Origin of the sequence: Pelagibacterium mangrovi (assembly GCF_036662815.1) — a bacterium.
Lineage (GTDB): Bacteria > Pseudomonadota > Alphaproteobacteria > Rhizobiales > Devosiaceae > Pelagibacterium > Pelagibacterium mangrovi.
In genome coordinates, this window is the sequence record NZ_JBAFXA010000006.1 from 1 (window position 1) to 14,807 (window position 14,807).

Annotated in this window: 13 protein-coding genes; 1 reads left to right on the top strand and 12 read right to left on the bottom strand. The window is 61.0% G+C overall.

Annotated elements, in window-relative coordinates; genetic code table 11:
* Positions 1 to 22: 22 nt before the first annotated feature.
* The 10 genes from V4T21_RS11220 to V4T21_RS11265 all read right to left on the bottom strand — a co-directional run bounded on the left by V4T21_RS11220 (position 23) and on the right by V4T21_RS11265 (position 11,221).
* Positions 23 to 1,177, bottom strand: coding sequence for a tyrosine-type recombinase/integrase (locus tag V4T21_RS11220; protein ID WP_332716610.1), 1,155 nt, complete (start codon positions 1,175 to 1,177; stop codon positions 23 to 25).
* 304 nt (positions 1,178 to 1,481) lie between these two features.
* Positions 1,482 to 3,044 carry a glutamine-hydrolyzing GMP synthase gene (gene guaA, locus V4T21_RS11225; protein WP_332716613.1) on the bottom strand — a complete coding sequence of 521 codons (1,563 nt, stop codon included), beginning with the start codon at positions 3,042 to 3,044 and terminating at the stop codon, positions 1,482 to 1,484.
* Positions 3,045 to 3,359: 315 nt separating this feature from the next.
* A complete protein-coding gene (locus V4T21_RS11230; protein ID WP_332716615.1) occupies positions 3,360 to 3,851 on the bottom strand; it encodes a TspO/MBR family protein in 492 nt (163 codons plus the stop codon).
* Between the two features lie 31 nt (positions 3,852 to 3,882).
* On the bottom strand, positions 3,883 to 5,178 hold the full coding sequence (locus V4T21_RS11235; protein WP_332716618.1) for an RsmB/NOP family class I SAM-dependent RNA methyltransferase: 1,296 nt from the start codon (positions 5,176 to 5,178) through the stop codon (positions 3,883 to 3,885).
* The gene (locus tag V4T21_RS11240) at positions 5,178 to 5,612 is read right to left on the bottom strand and encodes an MAPEG family protein (protein ID WP_332717466.1); all 435 of its coding nucleotides are present in this window, start codon (positions 5,610 to 5,612) and stop codon (positions 5,178 to 5,180) included. Before V4T21_RS11240 ends, V4T21_RS11235 begins: the two co-directional genes overlap by 1 nt.
* Positions 5,613 to 5,617: 5 nt before the next feature.
* Positions 5,618 to 7,120 carry an IMP dehydrogenase gene (guaB, locus tag V4T21_RS11245; RefSeq protein WP_332716621.1) on the bottom strand — a complete coding sequence of 501 codons (1,503 nt, stop codon included), beginning with the start codon at positions 7,118 to 7,120 and terminating at the stop codon, positions 5,618 to 5,620.
* A gap of 190 nt (positions 7,121 to 7,310) precedes the next feature.
* Positions 7,311 to 8,051, bottom strand: a complete 741-nt coding sequence (locus V4T21_RS11250; protein WP_332716624.1) for a glycosyltransferase family 2 protein — start codon at positions 8,049 to 8,051, stop codon at positions 7,311 to 7,313.
* A 163-nt stretch (positions 8,052 to 8,214) separates the two neighbouring features.
* Positions 8,215 to 9,423 carry an NAD(P)/FAD-dependent oxidoreductase gene (locus V4T21_RS11255; RefSeq protein ID WP_332716627.1) on the bottom strand — a complete coding sequence of 403 codons (1,209 nt, stop codon included), beginning with the start codon at positions 9,421 to 9,423 and terminating at the stop codon, positions 8,215 to 8,217.
* Positions 9,420 to 10,250, bottom strand: a complete 831-nt coding sequence (locus V4T21_RS11260; protein ID WP_332716630.1) for a metallophosphoesterase family protein — start codon at positions 10,248 to 10,250, stop codon at positions 9,420 to 9,422. Before V4T21_RS11260 ends, V4T21_RS11255 begins: the two co-directional genes overlap by 4 nt.
* Positions 10,250 to 11,221, bottom strand: coding sequence for a diacylglycerol/lipid kinase family protein (locus V4T21_RS11265; protein ID WP_332716633.1), 972 nt, complete (start codon positions 11,219 to 11,221; stop codon positions 10,250 to 10,252). The genes V4T21_RS11260 and V4T21_RS11265 overlap by 1 nt, the downstream gene beginning before the upstream one ends.
* 163 nt (positions 11,222 to 11,384) lie before the next feature.
* Between V4T21_RS11265 and V4T21_RS11270 the strand changes: the two genes are divergently transcribed.
* Positions 11,385 to 12,830 (top strand): MFS transporter, encoded by a 1,446-nt coding sequence (locus tag V4T21_RS11270; protein ID WP_332716636.1) that lies wholly within the window; start codon positions 11,385 to 11,387, stop codon positions 12,828 to 12,830.
* 36 nt (positions 12,831 to 12,866) lie between these two features.
* Here V4T21_RS11270 and V4T21_RS11275 read toward each other — a convergent pair whose 3' ends face one another.
* Together V4T21_RS11275 and V4T21_RS11280 are read right to left on the bottom strand one after the other, a co-directional pair.
* The gene (locus tag V4T21_RS11275; protein ID WP_332716638.1) at positions 12,867 to 13,583 is read right to left on the bottom strand and encodes an RlmE family RNA methyltransferase; all 717 of its coding nucleotides are present in this window, start codon (positions 13,581 to 13,583) and stop codon (positions 12,867 to 12,869) included.
* A complete protein-coding gene (locus tag V4T21_RS11280) occupies positions 13,573 to 14,772 on the bottom strand; it encodes a Ppx/GppA phosphatase family protein (RefSeq protein WP_332716640.1) in 1,200 nt (399 codons plus the stop codon). The genes V4T21_RS11275 and V4T21_RS11280 overlap by 11 nt, the downstream gene beginning before the upstream one ends.
* Positions 14,773 to 14,807: the final 35 nt, after the last annotated feature.

A 14,807-nucleotide genomic window follows, 5' to 3' on the forward strand; every position in this document is an offset into this window, starting at 1 on the left:
AAAACCTCCTTAACTTACAACCTCAAACCTGTGCCATGGGTGCTGACGGCGGACACTCAGCCTTGTTGTAGACAGCCCTCACGCCCTTCTGCTCGTGCGCCAGGCACTTCTCGATCCAGTCGGTGTTGTAGCCGGCCTCATGCAACAGCGTGCTGGCTGTGCGCCGCAAATCATGCGGTCCGAACTTGGTAAGTGACTTCCCATCTTTCTGCGCCGCCTTGTAAGTCAGCGTCAGCACCTGGTTAAGTGTGGCAGCGCTCATCGGCGCATCCGAGTCGTACCGTGATGGCAAAACGAAGTCGGAACCACCGGCAAAGGTTTTCATGGCAATGAAAATATCCAGAGCCTGCTGGGACAGAAATACCAGGTGCGGGTTACGGCGTTTCATCCGCTCCTTTGGAATCGTCCACAACGCTTCGCTGAAATTGATCTCGCTCCAGGTCGCATTGGTCAGCTCGCTCTTGCGCACCATCGTCAGCAATAACAGCTTGGCCGCCGCACGGTTTGTTGGGCTTGTGCCCACTCGCTCCATGTACTGGTACATCAGCCCAATTTCTTCTGGCGTCAACGCTCGGTCACGTGGCTCGAATCGAGCGATGCTTGTTGGGCGCACCAGTTCTGCCGGGTTTTCGACCTTCTGCCCACGCTCGATGGCCCAGCGAAATACCTGCAACACGATTTCACGCACATGAACGGCGGTGGCCGGTGCGCCTCGCTCAACAATGGCATCAGCCAGCGCCCGCAAGTCTTCGTGGGTGATCTCCACCAGCTTCTGATTGCTGAATTTCGGCTTCAGCTCACGCTCATAAACCGAGCGGCGCATATCGCGGGTGGAGTCGGCCATCTGGTAGCCACGCAGCCACTTCTCCGCCCAGGCACCGAACGTCTCTGCATCTTTCACCCGCGCCTTGTCTCGGGCTTTCTCCTTGGCCGGCGACTTGCCCGCCGCAACCATCTTCTTGGCGTCACCCAACAGCTCGCGGGCTTCGGCCAGGGTGATGCCACCGACACCATAACGCCCAAAGGTGATGGTCTCCTGCCGACCGTTGATTGAGTAGTTGTAACGGAACGAGATGGAGCCGGCTGGAGTCACTGCCACATAGAGACCTTCCCGGTCATTCACTTTGTAGAGTTTGTCCCTGGGCTTGAGATTGCGCAGCTTGGTATCGGTCAGCATGTACCTTGTCCTTCTTCGTCTCCGATACCATGCTGAAAAAATCTCGAATTTATCGTATTTTTTCTTACGAAACAGTAACTTATAGAATATTAATACCATGAACACACAAAAGAACGCAGCATGGTATCGGCATCAATCATGGCATCGCCAAACCATAATACCAGCTTTAATGCCATGCTCAAACGGTGCTTGGCGCTTCCTCCCGTTGCCAGATCGTGCCAAACACAAACAAAAAAAAGCCCGCAATTACGCGGGCTTAGCGGCATTTCATGCCATCAGGTGCCTGGCTGTGCCAGACGCGGAATCATTCCCACTCGATCGTTCCCGGGGGCTTGCTCGTCACGTCATAGACGACGCGGTTGATGCCCTTGACCTCGTTGATAATCCGGGTCGCGGCGCGGCCGAGGAAGCCCATGTCGAAGGGGTAGAAATCGGCGGTCATGCCGTCGACGGACGTCACGGCGCGCAGGGCACAAACGTTCTCATAAGTCCGCCCGTCGCCCATCACGCCGACTGTCTGCACGGGTAGGAGCACGGCGAAGGCTTGCCAGATGGTGTCGTAGAGGCCCGCCTTGCGGATCTCATCGAGATAGATCGCGTCGGCCTGGCGCAGGATATCGAGCTTTTCGCGCGTCACACCGCCCGGAAGACGGATGGCGAGGCCGGGTCCGGGGAAGGGATGGCGGCCCACGAAGTGTTCGGGCAGGCCCAGTTCGCGACCCAGCTTGCGGACTTCGTCCTTGAAGAGTTCGCGCAGCGGTTCGACGAGCTTCATGTTCATGCGCTCGGGCAGCCCGCCGACATTGTGGTGGCTTTTGATGGTGACCGAGGGACCGCCGGTGAAGGAGACGGATTCGATCACGTCCGGATAGAGCGTGCCCTGGGCGAGGAACTCCACGCCACCGATCTTGGCGGCTTCCTTTTCGAACGTCTCGATGAACAGCCGGCCGATGATCTTGCGCTTGGCTTCGGGCTCGGTAACGCCTTCGAGTTCGCCGATGAATTCATCCGCCACATCAACATGTACCAGCGGGATATTATACTGATGCCTGAACATCGAAACGACTTCGTCCGCCTCGTTCTTGCGCATCAATCCGTGATCGACGAAAATGCAGGTTAGCTGATCGCCGATCGCTTCGTGGATCAGGATGGCGGCGACCGAGGAATCCACGCCGCCCGACAGCCCGCAGATCACTTTCTTGTCGCCGACCTGCTTGCGGATCGCGGCGATGGCCTGCTCACGATAGGCAGCCATCGTCCAGCTCGCCTCGCAACCGCAGATCGCGTGCACGAATTGCGCATAGAGCTTGGCGCCATCGGGGGTGTGCACGACTTCTGGGTGAAACTGCACGCCGTAGAATTTACGCTCTTCGTTGGCAATGATCGCGAACGGTGCGCCGGGCGAGGTTCCCACCGCCTCGAAGCCCTCGGGGATCGCCGAGACCTTGTCGCCGTGGCTCATCCACACCTGATAGGAATGGTCGAGCTCCCAGACGCCGTCATAGAGCGCGCAATCTTTTTCGATGCGGACTTCGGCGCGGCCAAACTCGCGGATATACCCCGGCTCGACGACGCCACCGAGCGCCACGCACATGGCCTGCTGTCCATAACAGATACCCAGCACGGGAACGCCGTATTCGAGCAATTTGAGATCGACCTGGGGCGCGCCCTCCTCGATCACGCTTGCCGGTCCGCCCGAAAGGATGATGCCTTTGGGCTTGAGCACGTCGAGCCTTTCGGCCGCCGTGCTGAAAGGATGGATTTCGCAATAGACCCCGGTTTCGCGCACCCGCCGCGCTATGAGCTGGGTGACCTGGGAACCGAAATCGACGATGAGGATGGTGTCGGTGGGGGCGTCGTTTTGCATGGCGAGGCTTTAATCGGAATCGAACGATGAAGCAATGGGGCGCAAGCTGCAACCTCCGCGTGAAGATGACGCAAATAAACCCATGAGGCCGTGCAACTCCCCGATGACTGCCGCGTTGTTAGGACAACTGGCGGGAATATATCGGGCTTCCCCTAACCGCCGCGAAAACGGGTTATGCGCGGCCCCCAAAGCGTCCCACTCCGCGCTCTCCCGGTCAAAAGGCCAGTTGCGGTCCCATGCCCTCAGGCCTTTTGCAGCCACCCCGGATGTCCCTCGCATCCGGGGTGGTTGAATTCCAGCCCCCCAAAATCGTTGTCAGGTGTTCAGAATTGCAAGCGACAGGTTGAGGATCGTCGCAAAGCCGACCCAGGCTGCATAGGGCGCGAACAGCAATGCCGAGACTCGGTCCTTGTTCCAGCGCTCTGCGATGAAGGCGACGATAACGCCAAGCATGGGCACGATGACGACCATGCCCAGCCAGAGATTTTCGGCCATGAAGAAGGCAGGCGACCAGGTCCAGTTGAGCAGCATCTGCCCCACCCATAGTCCCATGGCCAGACTTACGGGGGCGATTAGGGAGGTGCGCCATCCGGCGATCGCGATCATTGCGTAAAGTGTGAACCAGACCGGCGCGAATATCCAGTCGGGTGGGTTGAATGGCGGTTTGTCCAGCCCGGCATACCACGCACCGGGCGCTGTCTGTGTGCCGATCAGGGCGCCCACGCCGATCACGAGAACGAGGAAAACCGCCAGCGTCAGAAGCGAGCGGGGCTGCTTGAGAGTGTCGAAGGATAGGACTTGGTTCATGCACCGTGAACGCCGGGATGGCGTTTTTGGTTCATGCGCCCTTTTTGGTCAGGGTCGCGCAGAAAAAGCCGTCTGTATCGGTCGAGGCGGGTGTCAGGGTTACCGTCTTCCCGTTCCGGTTCAACGGAGCCGGGATCGAGGGGAAGAGAGCGGTCCAGCGCTCTTCCAAAAACGTGAGCCCGAAATCGGGGTGCCGCTCGAGGAACGCCGAGACCTGGTGGTCATTTTCCTGCGGCAGGATGGAGCATGTGATGTAAACGAGTTCGCCGCCCGGCTTGAGAAGACGCGAGGCGGTGTCGAGCACGGCCGCCTGCTCGGCCATACGCGTTTCGAGCTGCGCCGGCGTGAGCTTCCATTTGGTATCGGGCCGCCGTCGCCATGTGCCGGTGCCTGTGCAGGGAGCATCGACCACCACCCTGTCGAGCCGCCCCTCGAGGTCGCTAAGTGCATTCGGATCGGGATTTCGGACCTGAACGTTGCGTACGCCATTGCGCTTCAACCGCTCATGGATGGGAGCGAGGCGAGTGCGCTCGCTGTCGTAGGCGAAGATCTGGCCCGTGTTGGCCATGCCCGCCGCCATGGCCAGCGTCTTGCCGCCGGCCCCGGCGCAAAGGTCGAGAACCTGCTCGCCGGGCCGGGCTCCGGTCAGCAGGGAAACGATCTGGCTGCCTTCGTCCTGAACTTCGAACCAGCCCTTTTGATATCCCTCGTCGGCGGTGACGTTCGCGGTCCGCGCATCGGTCGGGCCCGAAACGACACGCAGGCCATCGGGAGCGATTGCCGTTTCCTGCGGCGAAAACCGCGCCAGCGATTTTTTCACCCGCGCCCTGTCCGATTTCAGCCGATTGACACGCATGCCTAGGGGCGGACGGGTGGTCATCCCCTGCCCTTCCTCGATCCACCGCGAGCCGAAATTTTCCTCCAGTGCCGGTGCCAGCCATTCGGGCACATCGGCCTTCACCCAATCGGGTGCGTCGGAAAAAACGGAATCCGAAGAAAGCCTTAGCGCCTCGGCCTCGGTGATTGATTCAGGTGCGAAGCGATCGGTGCTGAAGTCCTGGTTGATGGACTTAATGTCCTGATTCCACTCGGTTACCATCACCGAGAGCACCAGAGCGCGAGGAGTATCCTCGCCCATTCGCCATGCATGGCTCGCGCGTTTGCGCAACGCGTCATAGACGATGTTGCCGATTGCAGCGCGATCACCCGCCCCGGCGAATCGGTGGTCGAGCGCCCATCCTTTAAGCGCTTCGGAAGCCGGGCGTTTGCGCGCTTCCATATCGGCAAGCACCTCGATGGCCGCCGCGATCCGTCCGGGCAACCGCATCAGAGCGTACCTGCCACATAGAAGAGGCGGCCCAGCAATTCGCCCCAAAGGAAAAGCAACAGCGCCGCGCCCACCACATAAGCGAAAAAGCGCCGGGGCACATGATTGGTGGTGATGTGGATGCCGTAATGGATGAGGCGCGAGAAAACGAACAGCATCGCGACCGTCGCCTCGTACCAGTTCGGGCCCAGATACAGCGCCAATCCGCCGGCAAGATAGAGCAATACCGGCAGTTGGAACTGATTGTCGAATGCGTTCGACGCCTTGATGGCGGTTTCAGGCCATCCGTCGCGTGAAAGCGCGATATCGCGAATATGGATCTCGCCGCGCAGGATACGCGGCACGCGCTGAGCGCCTAGCCAACCCAGGGCGCAGAGGGCAAGCGCCCCCTGCAGCCACAGGGCCGTGACCAGCCAGAACGCCGCGCTGTCCATCCCGCTCAATTGCCTCCGCGATAGTTCGGGCTTTCGCGCGTGATGGTGACGTCATGGACGTGGCTTTCGCTGAGCGCCGCGCCGGAAATCTTCACGAAGGTGGCTTCGCGCCGGAAGGTTTCCAGATCTTTGGCGCCGGTATAGCCCATGGCGGCGCGCAGTCCGCCTGCCAACTGGTGCAGCACGGCGCCGGCCTGTCCCTTATAGGGAACCTGCCCTTCGATCCCTTCGGGCACCAGCTTCATGGTGTCGTTGACTTCCTGCTGAAAGTAGCGGTCGGCCGATCCGCGCGCCATGGCGCCGACCGAACCCATACCGCGGTAGGATTTATAGCTGCGCCCCTGGTAGAGATAGACCTCGCCGGGGCTTTCGTCGGTGCCTGCAAGGAGCGAGCCGACCATGGCCACCGATGCACCGCCTGCCAAGGCCTTGGCCAGATCGCCCGAGAATTTGATGCCGCCATCGGCAATCACCGGCACGCCCTGCTTGTCGGCCTCTTCGGCGCAGGCCATCACGGCCGCGAGCTGGGGGACGCCGACGCCGGCCACAATTCGGGTCGTGCAGATGGAGCCGGGCCCGATGCCCACTTTGATCGAATCCGCCCCAGCGTCGATCAATGCCTTGGTGGCTTCGGCGGTTGCGACGTTGCCCGCCACGATACGCGTGGAATTGCTCTCGCGCTTGATGCGCTCCACAGCCTCGGCGACCCGCACCGAATGGCCGTGGGCCGTATCGATGACCAGCAGGTCGACACCAGCGTCGATCAGGGCCAACGAGCGCTCGAAGCCCTGATCGCCCGTGGTCGAGGCGGCAGCGACGCGCAGCCGTCCCTGTGCATCCTTGATGGCGTGGGGGTTGAGCTGGGCCTTTTCGATGTCCTTGACGGTAATCAGCCCGATGCAGTTCTGGTACTCGTCGACGACGAGCAGTTTTTCGATGCGATGCTGGTGCAGCAGGCGCTTGGCCTCGTCCTGACTGACGCCCTCGCGCACGGTTATCAGCCCCTCGCGCGTCATCAGCTCGGAAATCTTCTGGCGGTCATTGTTGGCAAAGCGCACATCGCGGTTGGTGAGAATACCCACCAGCTTGCCATTCTTGCGCCCACCGGCCCCGCCATCGGCCACCACGGGGATGCCCGAAATCTTGTAGCGATCCATCAGGGCATAGGCATCGGCCAGCGCCGCGTCGGGGCCGATGGTGATCGGGTTGACCACCATGCCGGACTCGAAATGTTTGACCTGCTTGACCTGTTCGGCCTGCTGCTCGACCGTAAGGTTGCGGTGGATCACCCCCATGCCACCGGCCTGCGCCATGGCGATCGCCATATTGGCTTCGGTTACCGTGTCCATGGCCGAAGACATGATCGGCATGTTCAGCGAGATGTCCTTGGTGACGCGACTGCTGATGTCGACGTCGGTCGGCAACACGTCCGACCGTGCCGGCTGCAGCAGCACGTCGTCGAAGGTGAGCGCGGCGTCACCGGTGATGGAAGAAATGATTTTCGCCAAGGCCAGCCCCTTTTCGTGCCCTTCATCGTAGAACAGATGAATGTCGATGGTTTAGCGTGGCGAGCCGTCGGCTTTATGACCGCTCCGCTCGTCCGCGTTGTCCGCTTGCCGGCGAAGGAAACGACTCAGCGCCAGCTTTTGGGTTGGCGAGGGTCAATAGCACCGCGACCACGGTTTGGGAAGTGGGGCGCTACTCCCGGATATCCTGATAGTCGGTCGTCGCGGGTTTGCCCCTGAAGGTCATCGAGACAAAATTCTTGGCGTAGATGAAGCCGGTGCGCAGGATTCCCTCGTGTGCCAGCCGGCGTCCCGAAGTTTTGATGCGCAGGCGGTGCGTCCATTTGACCGGGCCGATCTTGGACATCCGCACGGCAACGTCGGTGTCCTCGCCATAAAAAGCGATCGAACGATCAAAGCCGCCCGCCTTTTCCCAGGCTTCGCGCCGGAAGACGAAATTGCCGCCGTGAATGACCGAGCCGACCCGCAGGACGAACCTGTTGATGATATAGGCGACGTAGGTGAAGACGTAGAAGACTTCGACAAGCGCCCGCTGGCCGCGCGTCAAATCGTAATAGAAATAGGGCCCCGAGAGACAAACCAGTTCGGGGTGGCGGGTGAATTCGTCAAATACCGTCGACAGCCAGCCCTCGGGCACCATCGTGTCGGCATCGATATTGGCCACCAGATCATAGCCGGCGCTGGCGACGAAACCGGCGTGGCGGGCATGGACCAAGCCTTTGTTCATCTCCTTGACGACCCGCACACCGGGATAGCTCGCGGCGATCTCACCCGTGCGGTCGGTCGAGGCGTTATCGATCACAATGATGTCGGCGGGGTGCCCGCTGCGATCGATCTCGGCAAGGATAGCCTCGAGGCATTGCCCGATCATCGCTTCTTCATTGTAAGCGGGAATTACGAATGCGACTCTCATGCGGCCCGTCGAATTAGCTTCCATATGCTCGATAAGCGGTCGTTATAGTCGTTTGTCAACGCGTGAAGACGGTCATTTCATGGCTGTTATCGGCCATTTCCACATCTCCCGCGCCCGAATGGCCCGATTTACAGCAAATGATGCGCCTAGACCATACCCCGATCTAAAGCGCGAAAATATCGGCATCGTCATCCTTGCCGCCTCCGATCGCCGTCGTGATCATTTCAGCAGCGATACGCGCAAAGGTGATGCCGTTGCCGCCATATCCCATGAGCGCGAATATCCGGGGGCGGTTTGGAACCGGCCCGATCAGCGGCAGACCGGTTGCCGTCGTGCCGAAGCTGCCCGCCCACGCGAACTCGGGAGCGGGGTCGATCCGAGGCAGAAGGTGCGCCAGCTTTTCGGTAAGACGCTCGGTTTTTTCTCCGATCAGTGCATCACGTTTTTCCTCGTCCTCGAACGACGCGTCCTCCCCGCCGCAGATGATGCGGCCGTCATGGGTCGTCCTGAGGTAGAGATATGGGTCGGATGCTTCCCAGATGAGCGGGTTGCCCGGCACAAGCGCCGACTCCGTCTGGCGCCCGGTGGCGATCGCCCATGTGGAGATGATCTGGTGACGATCTTGCTTGACCATATCGACCAGCTCATATCCCGTCGCCAAAACCACCTGGGAAGCCGAGATGGTATGACCCGATTTTGTCGTTACCGTCACGCCATCCGGCGCATGGATAAATTCCGCCGCTTCTTCAGGAGCGTAGATGCGAGTGCCCCTCTCGGCGGAACGATTGAGCAGGCCTGTCGTCAATTTCACCGGGTCGAGCGCGAGATTGTCGCGGCTCAGGATGGCGCCGGCCCGATCGATGCCGAACCGGTCCGCCAATTGGCCCGCCGTCAAATATCGTGCCGAGAGCCCCGCAGCCGCTCTTGCCTCGGCTTCTTCGCGAAGCGCCGAACCGGTCAGTTGATTGCCTGCGAGATAAAGCGTCTCGCGCGGAGACATCCGACAGTCGATGCCGAGTTCATCGATGCGCCCCTTGAGGTTGAGAACCGCTAGCCGGGCACGCCGCCAGGCTCGTGTCGCCTTGTCGCGTCCAACCATTCTCCAAAGGTCGCGCAGCGGCACGTCGATCTCATATTGCACCAGCGCCGTGGTTGCCGGCGTGGAGCCTTTGGACGGGCCGCGGCGGTCGATCACCACCACGTCATGGCCGGCCTCGCTCAGAAGATCGGCGGTCATCGCGCCAGAGATTCCGGCCCCGACGACCAGCACATCGGTTCGAATATCGCGCTGGAGCCGTCGTTCCTCGACCTTGGTCGTGCGATAGGAGAGCCATACCGGTCGGCCGGTTCGCAGATCGAGCGTACGCCTCACGCCGCTTCCCTGGCCTTTTCCCGCGTGGCCCAGCCTTCGCCGACCCATTCGCGCACCCGTATGGTGATCTCGTTGTTCTCGATATCGATGAGGTTATAGGCGTTGGGCTCACCGCGCAGACGCGTGGAGGTCGTGGACGCCGCCTGGGCGACGAGGATATGTCCCGCAGCGCTTTCACGAGGTCCGCTGGGCTCGGCGACCCGGACCTGTCCGGCCTGCTCGTGCTTGCGGACGTAGGACATGTGGAAATGCCCCGAAAGCACGAGCCTGACGCCGATCCGGGAAAAGGTCTCGAGCGCCTTGTCGGCGCGCCGTACCCGGTTCTGGTGCCTGACCATGGGTTCTTCGGGGTGAAGCAGCGGGTGATGGGCGATAACGATCTTGACGGTATCGGACGGGACCTGAGCAAACCGTGCTTCGAGCCGCTCAAGCTGTTCCCGGCTGATCGAACCATCGGACCAGTTCAGACCCCGCCAATTGGCCCGGCGCGACGTTTTGAGACCGGCCAGCGCAACGCCATCTTTATGAACGAAAGGTTCGAGGTCGCGGGAGATATAGCGGCGATAACATCCGTATGGGTTGAAGAAGCGCCGGATCAGATTCCGCTCGGGTACGTCATGATTTCCCGGAACGGCCATGAAGGGTGCCGGGAGGGAATCGAGAAATTCCCGCGCCTTTTGGAATTCCTCCGGACTACCGATTTGCGTGAAATCGCCGGAAACCACGACGAGGTCGGGTTCCTGCGCCTTGATTTCGTTTTCCAGCGAGCGCACGACAGCGTCGTCATGCCGCCCGAAATGCAAGTCGGAAAGATGGAGGATGCGCATCAGGCCGGATGCCCCATCGTGCCGACCTGTTTAGCCGCTTCAGATTGTTCCTCGGAAATCTCTTCCTTGATGGCCCGCAAGGGGGCCAAAACCGTGAGCGCACGCGGATAAATCTTGAACTGCAAGGGGACCTCCATCGACGTCACCTCCCCATCGATCATCAATTGCAGGCGCGGTTTCTTGGCGCGGATGGTCACGCTCTTGGCCGTTGAGATATCCAGAGCATCGTAATCACGCCACCGCCCCGCCAGCATCCCTGTCGCAAGCTTGAACATATCGCCGGTATTGAGGTGCCGCAGCACATAAATGGTCAGCAGCCCGGTATCGAGCTTGTCACGGTGGAAGAAACGGCCCAGCCCTTCGTCATAAGGGTTTGAGGCCACGGCGATCGCTTGGACGCGCTCGATCCGGGTCTGGCCGTCTCCCGTCGAAATCTCGAGCGCCAGCCGCCTCGCCCTCGCAATTCGGCGGAAGAAATAGCGCATATAGCCGATTTTGGCGCCGACCCCCTGCCCCCGGATATACTCGCGGCCCGCCGCCAGCTCGGGGATAACGCCGATCACTGCCTTGTGCAGGAAGATCGTGCCGTTGACCTCCGATACGTCGATGGCCAACGGCTCCATGGCGGCGAGCGCATCGATGCATTCTTCGAGATCGAGCGGCACCTCCAGGTCGCGGGCGAGCAAATTGGCGGTGCCGAGCGGCAGGATGGCGAGGTTCTTGTCGGTCTCGATAACCGCAGTAGCCAGCGCCGTCACCGTGCCATCCCCGCCGGCGGCGATGATCGTATCGGCGTCGCTTTCAAGCGCCTTTTTTATGCGCTCGGAAAGTTGTGCATCGGGATCGGCGTCGATGGTAACCTCAAGGCCCTTCGCCTCGAACATGGCCTTGAGGCCGCTCTCGGTTACGCCCAGCGTCTGAACGGTGCCGGAATTGACATTGAGAACGAGATAAAAGCGTCTTTGCGACATTCTTGCTGCCTGTTGAGATGAGCCCCGTGCCCACATCAACGTCTGGAACACGCTATTGTTTCGCCCTGACGAAATAATCCCTGCGTCGCATTGTCACCGCGCGCCGAAAGGGTGATGATGTTCCCGATCGATAATCCAGACTCAATCCTTCCGGACCAGTTCGTTGTCCCGTCTCATCCCGCTGATCCTGGCGGTTGCATTGTTCATGGAAAACATGGACGCAACCGTCATCGCGACCTCGCTGCCCGCCATCGCGGAAGATATCGGCACGACGCCCGTGGCGTTGAAGTTGGCCTTCACCGCCTATTTCGTGGCGCTAGCCATCTTCATCCCGATGAGCGCGTGGCTCGCCGACAAGTTCGGCGCCAAGAATGTGTTTCGCGCGGCAATCCTGGTGTTCGTGATCGGCTCGATCGCCTGCGCTTTTGCCGGTTCGCTGCACGAGTTCGTTCTGGCGCGCTTCCTCAAGGGGATGGGCGGCGCGATGATGACGCCCTTGGCGCGGCTCATCCTTTTGCGCACGACCCCGCGAACCGAACTCGTCAGCGCCATGGCCTGGTTGACCATCCCCGCCCTGATCGGGCCGACGCTGGGACCGCCGATCGGCGGATTTCTGACGACTTTTCTTTCCTGGCACTGGATATTTCTCATCAACGTGCCCATCGGCCTGCTCGGTGTAGTGCTGATCACCAAATATCTTCCGCACGTGGAATCGGCGGAACTTCGTCCAATGGATTTCCCCGGCCTTGTCCTTTCGGCGATTGCCTTTGCCGGCATCGTCTTCGGCCTCTCCCTGCTCTCGATGCCCGTGCTGCCGACATGGGTGGGGATCGCCTCGACTGTCGCAGGGATCGCGGCCGTGCTGATCTACATCCCCTATTCGCTCAGGGTAAAGCATCCCCTGCTCGATCCTCGTCTGTTCCTGCGGCCTTCGTACAGGGCGGCCGTGGTGGGGACATCGCTCTTTCTCATCGCTGCCGGCGCCACACCCTTCCTGTTGCCGCTCATGCTGCAGGTTGGCTTCGGCTATTCGCCCTTCGAAACCGGGATGATCACTTTCGTCGCCTCGCTCGGAGCGCTGACGATGAAATTTGTTGCCAAGCCGATATATGAGCGCATCGGGTTTCGAACGGCCCTCATAGCCGCCACGGTTCTTTCGGCGATGGGCATGGCCATTAACGGCACATTTGTCGCCCAGACGCCCGTCATCGTCATGATGCTTGTGTTTTTCTTCGTGGGACTGGTGCGGTCGATGTATTTCACGGGCCAGAATGCCCTGGCGTTCGCCGATATCGACGACGATCAGGCCGGCCCGGCCACCGCCATCCATTCGGTTATGCGTCCAATCGCCACTGCCTTGGCCGTGGCCCTGGCGGGCGGGGTGCTCGAACTGAGCAGCCACCTGCGCGGCGAACCACTCGGGGTTCCCGATTTCCATACCGCCTTTTTCGTGATCGCCGCCCTGTCGCTTATGGCCGTGATCCCCTATCTACGGCTCGAAAAGGACGCCGGCAGCGAAATCTCGGGCCACCGCTCTGCCGCACAGCGCGCCGCGGCGCTGGAAAAAGCGAGCGAGGAAGGCTTCGAGGGACGTTCGCCGCGCTTCTGAACCGCAAAAGTGGCATCCACTTTTGCTGGAAACGCCCTAGTCCTGCCGCTCGCCCTTAAAGCCGCGCGCGATCAAATAGGTTTCGGCGGATTCGGCACGGCTCGAAGGCGGCTTGGCATGGAATGTCGAGGCGAAATTCCGCTTGAGCATGCCGAGCAATTCATGCTCGGTTCCGCCCTGGAAGACCTTGGCCACGAACGTCCCGCCCGGTGCCAGGACGTCAAGTGCGAAGTCGGCGGCGATCTCTACCAGCGCAATGATCCGCAAATGGTCGGTAGGCTTGTGACCGGTCGTGGGCGCTGCCATGTCCGAGAGGACGATATCGGCCTTGTGCCCGCCCAGAAGGTCGATCAACGCCTGTGGCGCGTCGTCATCGGTAAAGTCCTTCTGCAGAAGGGCCGTGCCCGGTACAGGGTCCATTTCGAGATAGTCGATGCCGACCACGGTTGGGTTATCCGGATCGGATTTGACGGCCTTGACCGCCACCTGACACCAGCCGCCCGGTGCCGCTCCCAGATCGACCACGCGCATTCCGGGCTTGAGCAAATTGTATTTTTCATCGAGCTCGAGCAGCTTGAAGGCCGAACGGGCTCGCCAACCTTCCAAACGGGCCTTGGCCACATAAGGATCGTTGAGCTGGCGCTGCAGCCAGCGCGTCGATGATGTCGAGCGCTTGCGCGCCGTCTTGACCCGCGTCTTGAGATCGCGCTCGCCGCGACGGCCGGCACCCTTGCCGGTCGGCTTATTGGGCATCGCTTGCTCCCCTACGCCTGCGGTTGGATCGTGGCCGCATCCAGACCCTGTCATTGGACATCATTGAAATCAGAATTCCCTCCCGCAATCCCCGGTCGGCAACCCGAATCCGCTGGCAGGGCCATTCGCGCCGTATGGCCTCGAAAATGGCGCAGCCCGGAATGACCAAATCGGCGCGTTCCCGTCCGATGCACGGATTGGCCATGCGCTTTTCATAACTCATGGCCAACAGCACCCGCATTGTGGCGTCCACGTCATGGGCATGCATCCAAAGCCCGTCGACCTTGGCCCGCTCATAACGTTCGAGCCCGAGATACAGACCGGCCAGCGTGGTCACCGTGCCCGACGTGCCCAGAAAATGGACCGGATGGCTGCCCAGCATGTCACGCAGCTTTTCGCGCCCCCGGAAATGGCGCAATTGTTCGGTGACGTGATTGACCATGGCCTCGAACACCTCGGGCGTCACGTCAACGCCGCCGAACTTTTCGGCAATGGAGACGACGCCGACGGGAAGCGACTGCCAAGAACGGATCGAGGCCGAGGTCTTGCCCTGGTTACGCGGGCGACCGCCCCGGAAATCTATCCAGGCGAGTTCCGACGATCCGCCACCGATATCGAAGAGAATGGCACCCGGCGCACCGGTTTCGATCAAATCCGCACAGCCCGTCACCGCCAGTTCGGCCTCGGTCTTGCGATCGATCACCTCGAACTGAAGTCCGACTTCGCGCTTTACCCGGTTAAGAAACGCAGCCGAGTTCGTCGCCGACCGACATGCCTCGGTGGCGACGATCCGCGCCTTCACACCCTCGTGCTGCGCGAGCTTGCTATTGCACAGCTTCAGCGCTTCGATGGTGCGTTCGATGGCCGCCTCGGACAGGCGGCCCGTCTGGCTCAGGCCCTCGCCCAGCCGCACGATACGGGAAAAGCCGTCGAGCACGCGAAAGCCATTGTCAGTGGGCTTGGCAATCAGCAAGCGGCAGTTATTCGTACCCAGATCCAGCGCAGCATAGATCGGGGCGCGCTTCTTGCGTGCAGCGCCGGATTTGGATTGCGATGTCCACCGCGGCCCGCGCTTGGCACCCGGATGCGCCTTTGCGTCGTCGCGATCATGCCGAACAGCCTCACGTCCGCGCTCCCGCGCATGAACGCTGGCCGCCGACAAGGCGGTGGACCGATTGGAATCGGTCACTCGGTTCTCCGTGCTGCCTGGTCGCCTGCTCGACG

What these genes read in the sequence shown, in the direction of transcription:
- V4T21_RS11260 (WP_332716630.1), bottom strand. Translation starts at nt 10,250, where the DNA reads ATGCGCATCCTCCATCTTTCCGACTTGCATTTCGGGCGGCATGACGAC.
- guaA (WP_332716613.1), bottom strand. Translation starts at nt 3,044, where the DNA reads ATGCAAAACGACGCCCCCACCGACACCATCCTCATCGTCGATTTCGGT.
- V4T21_RS11235 (WP_332716618.1), bottom strand. Translation starts at nt 5,178, where the DNA reads ATGCGGTTGCCCGGACGGATCGCGGCGGCCATCGAGGTGCTTGCCGAT.
- V4T21_RS11220 (WP_332716610.1), bottom strand. Translation starts at nt 1,177, where the DNA reads ATGCTGACCGATACCAAGCTGCGCAATCTCAAGCCCAGGGACAAACTC.
- V4T21_RS11240 (WP_332717466.1), bottom strand. Translation starts at nt 5,612, where the DNA reads ATGGACAGCGCGGCGTTCTGGCTGGTCACGGCCCTGTGGCTGCAGGGG.
- V4T21_RS11265 (WP_332716633.1), bottom strand. Translation starts at nt 11,221, where the DNA reads ATGTCGCAAAGACGCTTTTATCTCGTTCTCAATGTCAATTCCGGCACC.
- V4T21_RS11275 (WP_332716638.1), bottom strand. Translation starts at nt 13,583, where the DNA reads ATGCCCAATAAGCCGACCGGCAAGGGTGCCGGCCGTCGCGGCGAGCGC.
- V4T21_RS11250 (WP_332716624.1), bottom strand. Translation starts at nt 8,051, where the DNA reads ATGAGAGTCGCATTCGTAATTCCCGCTTACAATGAAGAAGCGATGATC.
- V4T21_RS11230 (WP_332716615.1), bottom strand. Translation starts at nt 3,851, where the DNA reads ATGAACCAAGTCCTATCCTTCGACACTCTCAAGCAGCCCCGCTCGCTT.